Raw genomic sequence first — 14,170 nt, 5'->3', positions numbered from 1 at the left:
GGTGATGGTGGCTCCGATTGGACTTGAACCAACGGCCACTACCATGTCAAGGTAGTGCTCTACCAGCTGAGCTACGGAACCATATGGTGGAGCATAGCGGGTTCGAACCGCTGACCCCAACGCTGCCAGCGTTGTGCTCTCCCAGCTGAGCTAATGCCCCAAATGAAGTTTGTATTATAACTTAGTTTGCCTTAAAGTTTATTTGATGGCAGACAGGAAGGGATTCGAACCCTCGAAAGCTTGCACTTTACACGCGTTCCAGGCGTGCTCCTTCAACCGCTCGGACACCTGTCTATGAAATAAAGCGTTCATTATATCTATAAAAGCTTTAAAAATAAAGAAATTTTTTAAATATTGAAAATAAAATTATTTTTTTTAAAAATCAGAAAATTTTTAGTAAAAAGTAGTATAATTATATTTTTATTTTTAGTCAGGGTAGCTCAGCTGGTTAGAGCGCTGGTCTCATAAGCCGGAGGTCGGGAGTTCAAGTCTCCCCCTTGACACCATTAAATGTAATAATTATTTTTTTTCTTTTGTTACTACAAAAACAATTCCACCAAAACCTATAATTACAACAGTTGTTATAAAAATGATTTCGAAAATATCTAACATCGTCATTGTTCTTTTGCCCTTTCTTTAAGCTGTCCACAAGCAGCTGAGATATCAAGTCCTTTACTTTCTCTTATAGTACAAGTTACACCTTTATTACTTAGTAAATCTTGGAATTTAATCGCATTTTCTAAACTAGGGCGTTTATATAAACTTCCTTCATGTGGATTAAAGAGTATTAAATTCACTTTGGCTTTAATGCCATTTAAAAGCTTGACTAATTCTTTAGCGTGTTCAAGCTTATCATTGATACCATCAATTAAAAGATATTCAAACATCACTCTTTTTCTTTGATCTATAGGAAATTCACGCACCGCATCCATAATCGCAGCGATATTATAAGCTTTATTGATAGGCATAAGTTCGGTTCGAAGCTCATCATTAACCGCATGCAATGATATAGCAAGTAAAACACCTAAATTCATTTGACCTAATTCTTTGATTTGTTTTGCCAAACCGCTAGTACTGATGGTTTGACGGCGAGGACTTATAGCAAGTCCCTCATTTTGCGCTAAAATTTTTACCGCTTTAGAAACATTTTTAAGATTATCCAAAGGCTCGCCCATACCCATATATACTATATTTACACGGCGTTCATAAGGGATATTGTTTTGTTTTTTGATCCATAAAATTTGTCCGACTATCTCACCTGCACTTAAATTTCTTTTCAAACCACCCTTGGCAGTAAGACAAAAACTACATCCACTTTTACAACCTACTTGAGAAGAAACACAGATAGTATATCTCGCATGAGAAATTCTTTTGCCTTCTGCGTCTATTTTTTCTTCTTTCATAGGCAAAAGCACACTTTCTACCCTTAAACCATCGATAAGTTCAAAAAGATATTTTATACTTCCATCTTTACTTTGCTCATTTTTAACGCATTTTACAGGAGAAAAATGAAAATTTTGCGCAAGTTCTAAACGCAAATCTTTTGGCAAACTTGACATATCGGAAAAATTATTGGCATATTTTTGATAAATCCATTGATAAATTTGTTTCACGCGAAACATCGGTTTGATTTTTTCTCCTAATTCTTCAGGTAAAAAATCTAAAATATTAACAAGCTCTTTCAAAATTATTTTCCTTTTTGAATTTTTAAATATAATGATATTTTTTTAAGTATTCTTCTAAGTTTTCTTTTGCCTTTTGATGATTTTTTATAAAATCTTCGTGAGCGTTTTCATTACAAAAATTTGTTGCACACAAAATACACTCTGCATCAATATTTAAATTTTTAGCTACGCTCAAAACAGAAAAGGCTTCCATATTTTCTGCAAAAAAACCTAATTTTGAAAATTCTTTTGCCGCTTTTGAATTTTGACAAATATAATTTGAAGAATTGATTTTTATTGTTTCACGAGAAACATTTTCTTTTTCTAAGCAAATTTCATATTTTGCAGGAGTATAAAATGCATGTGAAATTTTAGAAAATTCTACATTAAAAGCGTGCGAACTTCTATAAATTTCTAAAATCTCTCCCTTATCATAAAGCCCACAAGTTCCTATAAATATAAGTTTTGATGGTTTTTCTTTGAAGCAAAGTTGACTCAAATGAAAAGCTGATTCAACCAAACCTATGCCTATAGCTTTTGCAAAAGAAAAATTTTCATTTCCACCCGCACAAATAATCATTTTGATCCTTATGAAATTTTTACAAAAAATAATTCTACCTAAAAAGACTTAATTAAGAATTTTTAGATAAAATTATTTCTTATGGTTAAAGCAAAAAAACAATACGGACAAAATTTTTTAATCGATAAAAGCGTATTAGCAAAAATCATCCAAGCCATACCCAAAGAGATGAACAATATCATTGAGATTGGGCCTGGCTTAGGTGATTTAACGCAAGAACTTTTAAAAATTTCTCAAGTAAAAGCTTATGAAATCGATAATGATCTCATACCTATTTTAAAAAAGAAATTTCAAAAAGAACTTGAATGTGGAAAATTTAACTTGATCCATCAAGACGCAAGCGAAGCTTTTAATCCTAGTCTTGATGAAAAACCATATTTTTTGGTTGCAAATTTGCCTTATTATGTTGCAAGTCACATTATATTAAAAGCTTTAGAAGATAAAAATTGTCTAGGGCTTATTGTAATGGCACAAAGGGAAATGGCTGAAAAATTCTGCGCTAAAGAAGGAAATAGTGAGTTTTCTTCCTTAGGTGTTTTAAGTGCAATGATTTGCGAAAGAAAAATACTTTTTGATGTTGATCCACAATGTTTTAATCCTCCACCAAAAGTTATGTCAGCGGTGATGAGTTTGATTAAAACTAAGGATTTTGATGAACTTTGCGAAATAGAAAATTTCAAAAATTTTCTAAAAGATTGTTTTAAAGCTCCTAGAAAACAACTCTTAGGAAATTTAAAAACATATAAAGCAAAAGTTTTAGAAGTTTTAAGCACTCTTGGCTTAAAAGAAAACATCAGACCACATGAAATTTGCGTTGATTTATACCTTAAAATTTATGACAAATTAAAGGATGAATATGGACGAAAACAAAGAGATAAATAAAAACGAACAAAATCCGAACTCAAATTCAAAAAACAATAAACGCTATAAATATAAAAATCGTAGAAAAAAATTAGCTGATTCTTTGCAAAATGAAAATGATACTCCAAAAATTGATCAAAATTCCAACAAGGAAAATTCTGAAAACTCAGAAAATAAAACTGAGAAAAAAAAGAAGAAAAATCGCAATCTTCCTTCAAAACTCACAGGTAATGAAGATTGGCAAATCGCTCTTGCAGAATGCATAGAAGCTAACCGTATTTCACATGAAAACCGCTTACACCCTTTAAAATATAATAATTCTAGCGAGCATAAAATCCGCATCACTCCTTTAGGAGGTTTAGGAGAAATTGGTGGAAATATCAGTGTTTTTGAAACCAATAAAGATGCAATTATAGTAGATATAGGTATGAGTTTTCCTGATGGAACTATGCATGGGGTAGATATTATCATCCCTGATTTTGACTATGTAAGAAAAATTAAAGATAAAATTCGTGGTATAGTGATCACTCATGCACACGAAGATCATATCGGTGCAGTGCCTTATTTCTTTAAAGAATTCCAATTTCCTATCTACGCTACACCTTTGGCTTTAGGAATGATTTCAAACAAATTTGAAGAACATGGCTTAAAAGCAGAACGCAAATGGTTTCGCCCTGTAGAAAAACGCCGTGTTTATGAGATAGGCGAATTTGATATAGAGTGGATCCACATCACGCATTCTATCATTGATGCTTCAGCGCTTGCGATCAAAACAAAAGCAGGAACGATTATCCACACAGGTGATTTTAAAATTGATCAAACTCCAATCGATGGCTATCCAACAGACTTAGGACGTTTGGCACATTATGGAGAAGAAGGGGTTTTATGTCTTTTAAGCGATAGTACAAATTCGTACAAAGAAGGTTATACAAAAAGTGAAAGCTCCGTAGGGCCAACTTTTGATCAAATCTTTGCACGTACCAAAGGCAGGGTGATCATGAGTACTTTTAGTTCTAATATCCACCGCGTTTATCAAGCTATCACTTATGGTTTAAAATACGGTAGAAAAGTTTGTGTGATCGGTCGTTCTATGGAAAGAAATCTTTATACCACTATGGAATTAGGCTACATCAAACTTGATAGAAAAATTTTCATCGATGCTGATGAAGTAAGCAAATATAAAGACAATGAAGTGCTTATCGTAACTACAGGAAGTCAAGGCGAAACCATGAGTGCGCTTTATAGAATGGCAACTGATGAGCATAAATTTATAAAAATCAAACCTACAGATCAAGTGATTATTTCAGCTAAAGCCATACCAGGAAATGAAGCAAGTGTTTCTGCGGTGCTTGACTATCTTTTAAAAGCAGGAGCTAAAGTAGCGTATCAAGAATTTAGTGAAATTCATGTAAGCGGACACGCTAGTATAGAAGAGCAAAAGCTTATGCTAACCCTTACTAAGCCTAAATTTTTCCTACCAGTTCATGGAGAATACAATCACATCACCAAACACAAAGAAACAGCGATGAAGTGCGGTATCCCTGAAAGAAATATTTATCTTATGAGTGATGGCGATCAAGTAGAACTTTGCCAAAAATATGTCAAACGCATAAAAACCGTAAAAACAGGTAAAGTTTTTGTAGATAATCAAATCAACAAACAAATCGCCGATGATGTAGTTATAGATCGCCAAAAACTTGCAGATAGTGGTATAGTAGTTATTATCGCACAAATTGACAAAGCTACAAAAACACTGATCAACAAACCAAGAGTATTTAGCTATGGGCTAGTAGCTGACAAACACGATCATGCTTTTAGCAAAGATATGGCTGAAGTTTTAGGACAATTTTTCATCAATGTTAAAGATGAAGTACTCAATGATCCAAGATTTTTAGAAAATCAAATCCGCCAAGTTTTAAGAAAACACATCTTTAGAAAGATTAAAAAATACCCAACCATAGTTCCAACTATTTTTGTAATGTAAAAAAGGGCAAAAACGCCCTTTTTAAGGAAGATCAAATGAGAATTAATAAATTTATATCCCATAACACCCGCTATTCACGCCGTGAAGCCGATGAACTTATCAAACAAGGCTTAGTAAAAATAAACAACAAAATTGCCCTTTTAAGCGATGAAGTTAAATTTGATGATAAAGTTTTTGTTAAAGGTAAAAGAGTACAAAAAAGAACGCAATTTAGCGTGATAATCTACCATAAACAAAAAGGTGAAATTGTCAGTAAAAAAGACGATCGTGGAAGAAAAACTATATATGATACCTTGCCAAGACAATTTAGTACTTGGCTTAGCGTAGGTAGGCTGGATTATGCAAGTGAAGGCTTACTTTTGCTTACAGATTCTCCTGTGATTGCCGATGCTTTAATGCATAGCGATTTAGAAAGAGAATACTACCTTAAAGTTAAAGGCACGGTGAGCAAACAAGTCATCGAAGCCATGCAAAATGGACTTGAGATTAAAAATGAAAAAAAAGGCGCACATGCAAAAACTAAAATTACCTCTATGAGTTTTGCTCCTTTTATAGACTTTGAAATTTTTGGATCAAGTGGAGGCTATACTAAGCTTAGAGTGGTTATAAATGAAGGTAAAAATAGAGAGCTTAGACGCTTTTTTGGACATTTTGATCTTGAAGTCATGGATCTTAAGCGTGTTGCTTTTGGGGCTTTAGATCTTGGTATGTTGAAGGCGGGAAAACATCGTTATTTAGAAAATGGCGAATATGAAAAATTAAGAGATTTTTTAAAATTTAATGAAATAAGATATTGACCATTATATACAAAAATTTAAAAAATAATGATAATTTTTAAATTCTAAAAATTCTATTTTTATCCTTTTTAAAAGGAAAATAATAGAAAAATTTCATCAAATTCCTTGACTTTGAAAACAAGATTTTATATACTCTCATTTCAATTTTTATAAATTTGGTTAGTTTTTAACTAACGAGTTCTTTTTAAAGGAAATATTATGGAAAGAATTAGGCTTAAGCTAAAAGCTTATGACCATCGAGTACTAGACAGAACAGTTGCAGCAATCGTAGAAGCTGTTAAAAGAACAGGTGCGGATATTAGAGGTCCGATACCAATGCCTACTAAAATCAAACGCTATACAGTTTTAAAATCTCCACACATTAACAAAGATTCTCGTGAGCAGTTTGAAATAAGAATTCACGCGCGTATGCTAGATATAGTAGCAGCGACTCCAGATACAGTTGATTCTTTAACGAAGCTTGATTTAGCGCCAGAAGTAAGCGTTGAAGTAAGAGCTATGGGTAAGTAAGGATAAGATATGGAATATATTGTAGAAAAAATTGGAATGAGCAGAACAATTACTAATCCAAGTATCGCTGTAACTTTACTAAGAGTTGTAAATGCAAAAGTATGTGAAGTTGAAGGCGGAAAGGCTTTAGTAGCATATCCAAAAGGTAAAGCAAGTAATAAATGTGTCGCAGGACAACAAAAAAAATACAATCTTTCTGCAGAATACAATAGATTTGCGACTTTAGAAGTAGCAAATACTGAAGCAGGAGATTTAGATGAAACTCCATTAAATGAAGCAAAAATTTTAAAAGTAAGCTTTAACACTAAAGGTAGAGGTTATAGCGGTGTTATGAAAAGACATAACTTCGCAGGGGGTCCAGCAAGTCACGGTTCGAGATTTCATAGACGCCATGGATCTATTGGTAATAGAGAATGGCCAGGTCGTGTTCAACCAGGTATGAAAATGGCAGGACACTATGGAAATACTAAAGTGACCATTAAAAACGAAGTTGTATCTTATGATGCTGAAAATAAAATTTTAGTAGTTAAAGGTGCAGTACCAGGTTATAATGGTGCCATGGGTAAAATAAGGATTGCAAAATGAGTAAAGTAGTTGTTTTAAATGATAAATTAGAAAAAGCAGGTGAACTTGATTTACCTTCAAAATATGCGGAAGTAAATCCACACAATCTTTACTTGTATGTAAAATCTTACCTTGCAAGTTTAAGAGCAAATACAGCTCATACTAAAGGTAGAAGTGATGTAAGTGGTGGTGGTAAAAAACCTTGGAGACAAAAAGGTCGTGGCGGTGCTAGAGCGGGTTCAACAAGAACTAACGTTTGGGTAGGCGGTGCGGTTGCTTTTGGTCCAACAAATGAAAGAAACTACTTCCAAAAAGTAAATAAAAAACAAAAAAGATTGGCGCTTGAAAGAGCTTTAGCAGATAAAGCAGCTAAAGGTGTGTTATTTACTGCTGATTCTTTGGCTATTGAAAGTGGTAAAACAAAAGATGCAAACGCTGTGATTAAAAAACTTGGCGTCAAAGATGCTTTAATCGTTAAAGATTTACTAGATGAAAAAACACTTTTAGCTTACAGAAATTTAGCAAATTGCTATGTAGTTGATGTAACTGAAGTAAATGCTTATTTAGTATCTGTATTTAATGCTGTTATTATGGAAAAATCAGTGTTAGAATCTATTACAAAAGAGGGATAATTATGGCAGATATTACTGATATAAAGACTATACTTTACACAGAAAAAAGTTTGAATTTGCAAGAGCAAGGTGTCGTAGTTATTCAAACTTCGCCAAAAATGACTAAAACAGGCTTAAAAGCGGTTTTAAAAGAGTATTTTGGTGTAACTCCAAAAAGCATCAATTCCTTAAGAATGGATGGAAAAATTAAGCGTTTTAGAGGTCGTTTAGGTCAAAGAAACAATTACAAAAAATTCTATGTTAAGCTACCTGAAGGTGTTAGCTTAGAAAATACGGAGGCTTAAGATGGCAATTAAAACTTATAAACCATATACTCCAAGTAGAAGATATATCACAGGTTTAAGTTCTGAAGATATTACAGCTAAACCAAGTGTACGCTCACTACTTGTTAAACTTCCAGCACACGCGGGTCGTAACAGCTATGGAAGAATTACAAGTCGTCATAAAGAAGCGGGTGCTAAAAAACTTTACAGAATTATTGATTTTAAACGTCGTAAATTCGGTATAGAAGGCAAAGTAGAAGCAATCGAGTATGATCCATACAGAAATTGTAGAATTGCTTTGATTGCTTATAAAGATGGGGAAAAAAGATATATTCTTCAACCACGTGGATTAAGCGTTGGTGATATCGTTGCAGCTGCTGAAAGCGGACTTGATATTAAACCAGGTAATGCAATGAAACTTAAAAACATTCCTGTGGGTACTATTGTTCATAATGTTGAGTTAAAACCAGGTAAAGGCGGTCAAATGATTCGTTCTGCGGGTGCTTATGCACAACTTATGGGTAAAGAAGAAAAATATGTTATTTTAAGACTTGCAAGTGGCGAAATGAGACAAGTTTTAGCTGAATGTATGGCAAGTATCGGCGAAGTTGGAAATGAAGAATGGGCTAATGTAACTATCGGTAAAGCAGGTAGAAATCGCCATAGAGGTATCCGCCCGCAAACTCGTGGTTCTGCAATGAACCCAGTAGATCACCCGCACGGTGGGGGTGAAGGTAAGAAAAATTCAGGCCGTCATCCAGTAACTCCGTGGGGTAAACCAACCAAAGGTGCGAAAACTCGTCGTAAAAAGGCTAGCGATAAGCTAATAATTTCAAGAAGAAAAGGAAAGTAAGATGGCTAGATCACTAAAAAAAGGTCCTTTTGTTGATGATCATGTAATGAAAAAAGTCATCGCTGCTAAAAAGGCTAATGATAATAAACCAATTAAAACTTGGTCAAGAAGAAGCACAATTACTCCTGATATGATAGGACTTACATTTAATGTTCATAATGGCAAAAGCTTCATTCCGGTTTATATTACTGAAAATCACATCGGTTATAAACTTGGTGAATTTGCTCCAACACGCACATTTAAAGGGCATAAAGGCTCTGTGCAAAAGAAAATTGGTAAGTAAGGGATAAGATATGAGTAAAGCATTAATTAAATTCATAAGATTATCTCCAACTAAAGCAAGATTGATTGCTAGAGAAGTTCAGGGGATGAATGCAGAATTAGCTATGGCTAGTTTAAAATTTATGCCAAATAAAGGTGCAAAATACATTGCAAACGCAATTTCAAGCGCAGTAGCAAATGGTGGCTTTGAAGCAAACGAAGTGATTGTAAAAAGTTGTCGTGTTGACGCAGCTGCGGTATTAAAAAGATTTAGACCAAGAGCTAGAGGAAGTGCAAGTCGTATTAGAAAACCAACTTCACATATTTTAGTAGAAGTGGCAAAAGCGGAAGTGAAATCTGAAGAGAAAAAAACAGTAGCTAAAAAAACTACTACAACAAAAGCTCCAGCTAAAAAAACAACAAGCACTAAAAAAGCAACAGTGAAAAAGGAAAGCTAATGGGACAAAAAGTTAATCCAATTGGTCTAAGACTAGGAATCAATAGAAACTGGGAATCAAGATGGTTTCCAACTAAAGCAAATTTAGTAGAAAATATCGGTGAAGATTACAAAATCAGAGCTTTCTTAAAAAGAAAACTTTATTACGCAGGAATTAGCCAAATTTTAGTAGAAAGAACTGCTAAAAAACTTCGCGTTACTGTAGTTGCTGCAAGACCAGGTATCATCATCGGTAAAAAAGGTAGTGATGTTGATAATTTAAGAAAAGAATTGCAAGATTTAATCGGTAAAGATGTAAATATCAATATCAAAGAAGAAAGAAAAGCAGGAGCTTCAGCTCAACTTGCTGCTGAAAGTGTTGCAACTCAACTTGAAAAAAGAATTGCTTTTAGAAGAGCAATGAAAAAAGTAATCCAAGGTGCGCAAAAAGCAGGTGCTAAAGGAATTAAAGTTTCAGTTTCCGGTCGTTTAGGCGGTGCTGAAATGGCAAGAACAGAATGGTATCTTGAAGGACGCGTTCCACTTCATACTTTAAGAGCAAAAATCGATTATGGTTTTGCAGAAGCTAGAACTACTTATGGAAACATAGGAGTTAAAGTATGGATCTTTAAAGGTGAAGTATTGCACAAAGGTATGCAACCTGAAAAAACTGAAGAAAGTGCTCCAGCTAAAAAGCCAAGACGCACAAGAAGGGGTAAATAATCATGTTAATGCCAAAAAGAACTAAATATCGCAAAATGATGAAAGGGCGTAACAGAGGTTATGCTAATCGTGGAACAGAATTTACTTTTGGTGAATTTGCATTAAAAGCAACTGAAGCAGGACGCATTAACTCACGCCAAATCGAAGCAGCGCGTATCGCTTTAACTCGTTTTGTTAAAAGACAAGGAAAAACTTGGATTAGAGTTTTTCCAGATAAGCCTTTGACAAAAAAACCTTTAGAAACTCGTATGGGTAAAGGTAAAGGTGCTGTTGAGGAATGGGTAATGAATATCAAGCCAGGTCGTATCATTTATGAAATGGCAGGAGTAAGCGAAGAAATGGCAAGAGAAGCATTGACTTTAGCTATGCATAAACTTCCATTTAAAACTAAGTTTGTTACAAGAGAGAGCCAAAATGAAATATACTGAGATTAAAGATAAAACAGCAGCTGAGCTTGCAACAATGCTAAAAGAAAAAAAGGTGCTTTTATTCACTTTAAAACAAAAGCTAAAAACAATGCAACTTACTAATCCAAAAGAGATTAGCCAAGTAAAAAAAGACATTGCTAGAATAAATACAGCAATTAACGCTTTAAGATAAGGATAGAAAATGGCATTTAAAAGAGAAATTCAAGGCGTTGTTGTTAAAATCGCTGGTGAAAAAACCGCAAGTGTTTTGGTTGAAAGAAAAGTGGTTCATCCAAGATATAGAAAAATTGTTAAACGCTTTAAAAAATATCTAATTCATGATGAGAGAAATGAAGTTAAAGTGGGTGATACTGTTGTTGCAGTAGAATGCAGACCACTTTCAAAAAGAAAATCATTTCGCTTAAAATCTGTATTAGCTACAGGAGTTGAGTAATGATTCAAAGTTTTACAAGACTTGCAGTTGCTGATAATAGCGGTGCAAAAGAATTAATGTGTATCAAGGTTTTAGGGGGTAGCAAAAGAAGATACGCTACCGTAGGTGATGTAATCGTTGCATCTGTTAAAAAAGCTTTACCAAATGGAAAAGTTAAAAAAGGTCAAGTGGTAAAAGCGGTTATCGTTAGAACTAAAAAAGAAATTCATAGAGATAATGGTTCTTTGATTCGTTTTGATGAAAATGCTGCGGTTATTCTTGACAACAAAAGAGAGCCTATCGGAACTCGTATCTTTGGGCCAGTGGGCAGAGAAGTTAGATATGGTGGCTTTATGAAAATCGTTTCACTAGCACCGGAGGTATTATAATGGCGGTTAAATTAAAAATCAAAAAAGGTGATAGCGTTAAGGTTATCACAGGCGATGATAAAGGTAAAACAGGTAAAGTTTTAGCGGTATATCCAAAAACACTTAAAGTGGTAGTTGAAGGATGTAAAATCGCTAAAAAAGCTATTAAGCCGAGTGAGAAAAACCCAAATGGTGGTTTTATCAATAAAGAAATGCCAATGGATATTTCCAATGTGGCAAAAGTTCAGGAGTAAGCGATGATGAGATTAAAAGAAAAATATAATCAAAGCATTAAACCTGCATTGGTTAAAGAATTTGATATTAAAAATCCTATGCTTATCCCTGTGATCGAAAAAGTAGTTATCAGCGTAGGTGCTGGTGAGTTGGCTAAAGATCAAAAAGTATTGCAAAATGTTGCAGATACTATTTCTTTAATTGCAGGACAAAAGGCTGTGATTACTAAAGCTAAAAAATCAGTTGCAGGATTTAAAGTTCGCGAAGGTTTTCCTGTAGGTGTAATGGTAACTTTAAGAAAAGAAAATATGTATGCTTTTCTTGATAAATTAATTTCTATTGCTTTGCCAAGGGTGAAAGACTTTAGAGGTTTAAGTAGAGATGGTTTTGATGGACGCGGAAACTATAACTTCGGTCTTGATGAGCAGTTGATGTTCCCAGAAGTGGAGTATGATAAAATTTTAAGAACTCATGGTATGAACATTTCTATAGTTACAACAGCACAAAATGACAAACAGGCACAAAAGTTATTAGAACTTATCGGTGTGCCATTTACAAAAGGAAAGTAAGATGGCTAAAAAATCAATGATTGCAAAAGCGGCACGCAAGCCTAAATTTAAGGTTAGAGCTTATACAAGATGCCAAATTTGTGGGCGTCCGCATTCGGTTTATAGAGATTTTGGAATTTGCAGAGTTTGCTTAAGAAAAATGGGCAATGAAGGTTTGATTCCAGGTCTTAAGAAAGCAAGTTGGTAAGGATAAAATATGATAAATGATATTATTTCAGATTCACTCACTCGTATCAGAAATGCAGGAATGAGAAAGCTTGAAACAACCAAGCTTTTACATTCTAAAGTTGTAGAAGCTTTAGTTGGAATTTTTCAAGCTAAAGGCTATATTGAGAGTTTTAATGTTATTGAAGAAGATAAAAAGAAATTTATCAATGTAGTTTTAAAATACGATGAAAAAGGTAAGAGTGTTATCAATGAGCTTAAAAGAATTTCTAAGCCTGGTCGTCGTGTTTATAAAGGTAAAGATGAAATCAAGCGTTTTAAAAATGGTTATGGTACTATCGTAGTTAGCACAAGTCATGGTGTTTTAGCTAATGATGAAGCTTATAAAGCAGGTGTTGGCGGCGAAATTTTATGTACCATTTGGTAAAAAATCTGCTTTTTATGGCATTGGGTATCCATTCTTTTAAAAAAGTAGAAATATCCTAGACAAATAAAAAGGAAAAATATGTCTCGTATAGGTAAACAACCGATTGCTATTCCAGCAGGAGTAGAAGTAAAATTAGAAGGAAATTTGCTTAAATTTAAAAAAGGAAATTTGGCAAAAGAACTTGATACTAAAGCAAATGTAAATGTTGAGATTAAAGATAATAATATTCTTTTTTCTCCAAAAGGTGAAGACAGACAAAGTAGAGCTTATTGGGGAACTTACAGAGCTTTAGCTTACAATATCGTTGTAGGTTTAACTCAAGGTTTTTCAAAAACTCTTGAAATCAATGGAGTTGGTTATAAGGCAGCTTTAAAAGGTAAAGTTTTAGAACTAAGCCTTGGTTTTTCTCATCCTATTAATTATGATATTCCAGAAGGAATTGAAATTGTAGTGGATAAAAATACTATTGCAGTTAAAGGAAGTGATAAACAAGTTGTAGGTCAAGTTGCTGCTCAAATTCGTGAATTTAGACCGCCAGAGCCATATAAAGGAAAAGGCGTTAAGTATTCTGATGAACGCATTATCCGCAAAGCTGGTAAGACATCTAAGAAGTAAGGGTAGAATATGAGAGCAAATGTATTAAAAAGAAAACTAACTTTAAGAATCAAAAGAAAAAAAAGAATTAGAGCGAAAATTTCAGGTTGTGAAAATTTTCCAAGAATTTCTGTATTTAAATCAAACAGAACTCTATATATCCAAGCGATTGATGATGTAAAAGCTGTAACTTTAGCAGCAGTTGATGGACGCAAACTTGGCGTTAAAGCAAATAAAGAAGGTGCTAAAAAAATCGCTGCTGAATTTGCTAAAACTTTAAAAGTTAAAAAGATAGAACAAGCTGTTTTTGATAGAAATGGTTATGTATATCATGGTGTTATCGCAGCATTGGCTGAATCTTTAAGAGAAAATGGCATTAGGCTATAAGGGGTAAATCGATGGAAAAATATAATAGAGAAGAATTTGAAGAAGTAATCGTCGATATCGGCAGAGTTACTAAGGTTGTTAAAGGTGGTAGAAGATTTAGATTTACTGCTTTAGTTATCGTTGGAAACCGCAAAGGTTTAGTAGGTGTTGGTTATGGTAAGGCTAAGGAAGTTCCAGATGCCATCCGTAAAGCTGTTGACGATGCGTTTAAAAATATCGTTGAAGTTAAAACTAAAGGCTCAACTATCGCTCACGATGTAGAGGTGAAATACAACGCAAGTAGAATTTTACTTAAACCAGCTAGCGAAGGTACAGGAGTTATCGCAGGTGGTTCTACACGCCCTATCGTGGAACTTGCAGGTATTAAAGACATCTTAACCAAGTCTTTGGGTTCAAATAATTCAGCTAATGTGGTTCGTGCTACAATCAAAGCTTTAACAATGTTAAAAGGATAAGAA

25 protein-coding genes and 4 tRNA genes are annotated in these 14,170 nt (G+C 33.9%); 23 read left to right on the top strand and 6 right to left on the bottom strand.

All coding sequences use genetic code 11. The annotated features are described in order from the left end of the window. Positions 1–5 precede the first annotated feature (5 nt). From FBF02_RS08675 to FBF02_RS08665, 3 genes are all read right to left on the bottom strand, one after another. Positions 6–81, bottom strand: a tRNA-Val gene (locus FBF02_RS08675). Between the two features lie 3 nt (positions 82–84). Beyond that, a tRNA-Ala gene (locus FBF02_RS08670) sits at positions 85–160 on the bottom strand. 46 nt (positions 161–206) lie between these two features. Further along, positions 207–294, bottom strand: a tRNA-Ser gene (locus FBF02_RS08665). 135 nt (positions 295–429) lie between these two features. Between FBF02_RS08665 and FBF02_RS08660 the strand changes: the two genes are divergently transcribed. Then, a tRNA-Met gene (locus tag FBF02_RS08660) sits at positions 430–506 on the top strand. 13 nt (positions 507–519) lie between these two features. On the opposite strand, the gene FBF02_RS08655 is transcribed toward FBF02_RS08660, so the two are convergent. From FBF02_RS08655 to FBF02_RS08645, 3 genes are read right to left on the bottom strand one after another with little or no spacing between them, the layout of a single operon-like run. Then, on the bottom strand, positions 520–618 hold the full coding sequence (locus FBF02_RS08655; protein WP_002860136.1) for a hypothetical protein: 99 nt from the start codon (positions 616–618) through the stop codon (positions 520–522). Then, the gene (gene rlmN, locus FBF02_RS08650) at positions 615–1,685 is read right to left on the bottom strand and encodes a 23S rRNA (adenine(2503)-C(2))-methyltransferase RlmN (protein ID WP_002853156.1); all 1,071 of its coding nucleotides are present in this window, start codon (positions 1,683–1,685) and stop codon (positions 615–617) included. Before rlmN ends, FBF02_RS08655 begins: the two co-directional genes overlap by 4 nt. Positions 1,686–1,707: 22 nt before the next feature. Beyond that, on the bottom strand, positions 1,708–2,244 hold the full coding sequence (locus FBF02_RS08645; RefSeq protein ID WP_002853142.1) for a purine-nucleoside phosphorylase: 537 nt from the start codon (positions 2,242–2,244) through the stop codon (positions 1,708–1,710). 81 nt (positions 2,245–2,325) lie between these two features. On the opposite strand from FBF02_RS08645, the gene rsmA reads away from it, so the two are divergent. The 22 genes from rsmA to rpsE all read left to right on the top strand — a co-directional run bounded on the left by rsmA (position 2,326) and on the right by rpsE (position 14,167). Next, positions 2,326–3,126: a 16S rRNA (adenine(1518)-N(6)/adenine(1519)-N(6))-dimethyltransferase RsmA gene (gene rsmA, locus FBF02_RS08640; RefSeq protein ID WP_002853083.1), complete on the top strand. Its 801-nt coding sequence runs from the start codon at positions 2,326–2,328 to the stop codon at positions 3,124–3,126. After that, a complete protein-coding gene (locus FBF02_RS08635; RefSeq protein WP_002864793.1) occupies positions 3,095–5,089 on the top strand; it encodes a ribonuclease J in 1,995 nt (664 codons plus the stop codon). Before rsmA ends, FBF02_RS08635 begins: the two co-directional genes overlap by 32 nt. A 35-nt stretch (positions 5,090–5,124) precedes the next feature. Further along, the gene (locus FBF02_RS08630; protein ID WP_002853086.1) at positions 5,125–5,886 is read left to right on the top strand and encodes a pseudouridine synthase; all 762 of its coding nucleotides are present in this window, start codon (positions 5,125–5,127) and stop codon (positions 5,884–5,886) included. 198 nt (positions 5,887–6,084) lie between these two features. After that, on the top strand, positions 6,085–6,396 hold the full coding sequence (gene rpsJ / locus FBF02_RS08625) for a 30S ribosomal protein S10 (protein WP_002779353.1): 312 nt from the start codon (positions 6,085–6,087) through the stop codon (positions 6,394–6,396). Positions 6,397–6,405: 9 nt separating this feature from the next. Next, positions 6,406–6,981 (top strand): 50S ribosomal protein L3, encoded by a 576-nt coding sequence (rplC, locus tag FBF02_RS08620; protein ID WP_002864792.1) that lies wholly within the window; start codon positions 6,406–6,408, stop codon positions 6,979–6,981. Continuing rightward, positions 6,978–7,592, top strand: coding sequence for a 50S ribosomal protein L4 (gene rplD / locus FBF02_RS08615; RefSeq protein ID WP_002851146.1), 615 nt, complete (start codon positions 6,978–6,980; stop codon positions 7,590–7,592). Before rplC ends, rplD begins: the two co-directional genes overlap by 4 nt. A gap of 2 nt (positions 7,593–7,594) precedes the next feature. Continuing rightward, positions 7,595–7,876 carry a 50S ribosomal protein L23 gene (locus FBF02_RS08610; protein WP_002851441.1) on the top strand — a complete coding sequence of 94 codons (282 nt, stop codon included), beginning with the start codon at positions 7,595–7,597 and terminating at the stop codon, positions 7,874–7,876. Between the two features lies 1 nt (position 7,877). Then, a complete protein-coding gene (rplB, locus tag FBF02_RS08605; protein ID WP_002825501.1) occupies positions 7,878–8,708 on the top strand; it encodes a 50S ribosomal protein L2 in 831 nt (276 codons plus the stop codon). A gap of 1 nt (position 8,709) precedes the next feature. Beyond that, positions 8,710–8,991, top strand: a complete 282-nt coding sequence (gene rpsS / locus FBF02_RS08600; protein ID WP_002851509.1) for a 30S ribosomal protein S19 — start codon at positions 8,710–8,712, stop codon at positions 8,989–8,991. 10 nt (positions 8,992–9,001) lie between these two features. Next, positions 9,002–9,427: a 50S ribosomal protein L22 gene (gene rplV / locus FBF02_RS08595; RefSeq protein ID WP_002851214.1), complete on the top strand. Its 426-nt coding sequence runs from the start codon at positions 9,002–9,004 to the stop codon at positions 9,425–9,427. After that, positions 9,427–10,128 carry a 30S ribosomal protein S3 gene (gene rpsC / locus FBF02_RS08590; protein ID WP_002851138.1) on the top strand — a complete coding sequence of 234 codons (702 nt, stop codon included), beginning with the start codon at positions 9,427–9,429 and terminating at the stop codon, positions 10,126–10,128. The genes rplV and rpsC overlap by 1 nt, the downstream gene beginning before the upstream one ends. Positions 10,129–10,130: 2 nt before the next feature. Continuing rightward, positions 10,131–10,556, top strand: coding sequence for a 50S ribosomal protein L16 (gene rplP / locus FBF02_RS08585; protein ID WP_002779441.1), 426 nt, complete (start codon positions 10,131–10,133; stop codon positions 10,554–10,556). Then, positions 10,543–10,728 (top strand): 50S ribosomal protein L29, encoded by a 186-nt coding sequence (gene rpmC / locus FBF02_RS08580; RefSeq protein WP_002851566.1) that lies wholly within the window; start codon positions 10,543–10,545, stop codon positions 10,726–10,728. The genes rplP and rpmC overlap by 14 nt, the downstream gene beginning before the upstream one ends. 9 nt (positions 10,729–10,737) lie before the next feature. Beyond that, positions 10,738–10,989, top strand: coding sequence for a 30S ribosomal protein S17 (rpsQ, locus tag FBF02_RS08575; protein WP_002851549.1), 252 nt, complete (start codon positions 10,738–10,740; stop codon positions 10,987–10,989). After that, positions 10,989–11,357: a 50S ribosomal protein L14 gene (rplN, locus tag FBF02_RS08570; RefSeq protein ID WP_002779438.1), complete on the top strand. Its 369-nt coding sequence runs from the start codon at positions 10,989–10,991 to the stop codon at positions 11,355–11,357. Before rpsQ ends, rplN begins: the two co-directional genes overlap by 1 nt. Then, positions 11,357–11,590, top strand: a complete 234-nt coding sequence (rplX, locus tag FBF02_RS08565; protein ID WP_002779437.1) for a 50S ribosomal protein L24 — start codon at positions 11,357–11,359, stop codon at positions 11,588–11,590. The genes rplN and rplX overlap by 1 nt, the downstream gene beginning before the upstream one ends. A 3-nt stretch (positions 11,591–11,593) precedes the next feature. Next, on the top strand, positions 11,594–12,139 hold the full coding sequence (gene rplE, locus FBF02_RS08560) for a 50S ribosomal protein L5 (protein WP_002851453.1): 546 nt from the start codon (positions 11,594–11,596) through the stop codon (positions 12,137–12,139). Position 12,140: 1 nt separating this feature from the next. Next, entirely contained in the window at positions 12,141–12,326 is a 186-nt protein-coding gene (locus FBF02_RS08555) for a type Z 30S ribosomal protein S14 (protein WP_002851478.1), read from the top strand. A 9-nt stretch (positions 12,327–12,335) separates the two neighbouring features. Continuing rightward, positions 12,336–12,731, top strand: a complete 396-nt coding sequence (rpsH, locus tag FBF02_RS08550) for a 30S ribosomal protein S8 (protein WP_002851353.1) — start codon at positions 12,336–12,338, stop codon at positions 12,729–12,731. Between the two features lie 78 nt (positions 12,732–12,809). Then, positions 12,810–13,346 carry a 50S ribosomal protein L6 gene (gene rplF, locus FBF02_RS08545; protein WP_002851302.1) on the top strand — a complete coding sequence of 179 codons (537 nt, stop codon included), beginning with the start codon at positions 12,810–12,812 and terminating at the stop codon, positions 13,344–13,346. A gap of 9 nt (positions 13,347–13,355) precedes the next feature. Further along, positions 13,356–13,712 carry a 50S ribosomal protein L18 gene (gene rplR, locus FBF02_RS08540; protein WP_002851411.1) on the top strand — a complete coding sequence of 119 codons (357 nt, stop codon included), beginning with the start codon at positions 13,356–13,358 and terminating at the stop codon, positions 13,710–13,712. An 11-nt stretch (positions 13,713–13,723) separates the two neighbouring features. After that, the gene (gene rpsE, locus FBF02_RS08535) at positions 13,724–14,167 is read left to right on the top strand and encodes a 30S ribosomal protein S5 (protein ID WP_002779428.1); all 444 of its coding nucleotides are present in this window, start codon (positions 13,724–13,726) and stop codon (positions 14,165–14,167) included. Positions 14,168–14,170: the final 3 nt, after the last annotated feature.

The sequence above is a fragment of the Campylobacter sp. CFSAN093226 genome, from assembly GCF_012897595.1.
Taxonomy (GTDB): domain Bacteria; phylum Campylobacterota; class Campylobacteria; order Campylobacterales; family Campylobacteraceae; genus Campylobacter_D; species Campylobacter_D jejuni.
Note: the sequence above shows the minus strand (reverse complement) of the source record. Positions and strands in the feature narration are given on the sequence as shown.

Coding starts and splice junctions, on each gene's coding strand:
- FBF02_RS08655 (WP_002860136.1), bottom strand. CDS start 618: ATGACGATGTTAGATATTTTCGAAATCATTTTTATAACAACTGTTGTA.
- FBF02_RS08645 (WP_002853142.1), bottom strand. CDS start 2,244: ATGATTATTTGTGCGGGTGGAAATGAAAATTTTTCTTTTGCAAAAGCT.
- rsmA (WP_002853083.1), top strand. CDS start 2,326: ATGGTTAAAGCAAAAAAACAATACGGACAAAATTTTTTAATCGATAAA.
- FBF02_RS08635 (WP_002864793.1), top strand. CDS start 3,095: ATGAATATGGACGAAAACAAAGAGATAAATAAAAACGAACAAAATCCG.
- FBF02_RS08630 (WP_002853086.1), top strand. CDS start 5,125: ATGAGAATTAATAAATTTATATCCCATAACACCCGCTATTCACGCCGT.
- rpsJ (WP_002779353.1), top strand. CDS start 6,085: ATGGAAAGAATTAGGCTTAAGCTAAAAGCTTATGACCATCGAGTACTA.
- rplC (WP_002864792.1), top strand. CDS start 6,406: ATGGAATATATTGTAGAAAAAATTGGAATGAGCAGAACAATTACTAAT.
- rplD (WP_002851146.1), top strand. CDS start 6,978: ATGAGTAAAGTAGTTGTTTTAAATGATAAATTAGAAAAAGCAGGTGAA.
- FBF02_RS08610 (WP_002851441.1), top strand. CDS start 7,595: ATGGCAGATATTACTGATATAAAGACTATACTTTACACAGAAAAAAGT.
- rplB (WP_002825501.1), top strand. CDS start 7,878: ATGGCAATTAAAACTTATAAACCATATACTCCAAGTAGAAGATATATC.
- rpsS (WP_002851509.1), top strand. CDS start 8,710: ATGGCTAGATCACTAAAAAAAGGTCCTTTTGTTGATGATCATGTAATG.
- rplV (WP_002851214.1), top strand. CDS start 9,002: ATGAGTAAAGCATTAATTAAATTCATAAGATTATCTCCAACTAAAGCA.
- rpsC (WP_002851138.1), top strand. CDS start 9,427: ATGGGACAAAAAGTTAATCCAATTGGTCTAAGACTAGGAATCAATAGA.
- rplP (WP_002779441.1), top strand. CDS start 10,131: ATGTTAATGCCAAAAAGAACTAAATATCGCAAAATGATGAAAGGGCGT.
- rpmC (WP_002851566.1), top strand. CDS start 10,543: ATGAAATATACTGAGATTAAAGATAAAACAGCAGCTGAGCTTGCAACA.
- rpsQ (WP_002851549.1), top strand. CDS start 10,738: ATGGCATTTAAAAGAGAAATTCAAGGCGTTGTTGTTAAAATCGCTGGT.
- rplN (WP_002779438.1), top strand. CDS start 10,989: ATGATTCAAAGTTTTACAAGACTTGCAGTTGCTGATAATAGCGGTGCA.
- rplX (WP_002779437.1), top strand. CDS start 11,357: ATGGCGGTTAAATTAAAAATCAAAAAAGGTGATAGCGTTAAGGTTATC.
- rplE (WP_002851453.1), top strand. CDS start 11,594: ATGATGAGATTAAAAGAAAAATATAATCAAAGCATTAAACCTGCATTG.
- FBF02_RS08555 (WP_002851478.1), top strand. CDS start 12,141: ATGGCTAAAAAATCAATGATTGCAAAAGCGGCACGCAAGCCTAAATTT.
- rpsH (WP_002851353.1), top strand. CDS start 12,336: ATGATAAATGATATTATTTCAGATTCACTCACTCGTATCAGAAATGCA.
- rplF (WP_002851302.1), top strand. CDS start 12,810: ATGTCTCGTATAGGTAAACAACCGATTGCTATTCCAGCAGGAGTAGAA.
- rplR (WP_002851411.1), top strand. CDS start 13,356: ATGAGAGCAAATGTATTAAAAAGAAAACTAACTTTAAGAATCAAAAGA.
- rpsE (WP_002779428.1), top strand. CDS start 13,724: ATGGAAAAATATAATAGAGAAGAATTTGAAGAAGTAATCGTCGATATC.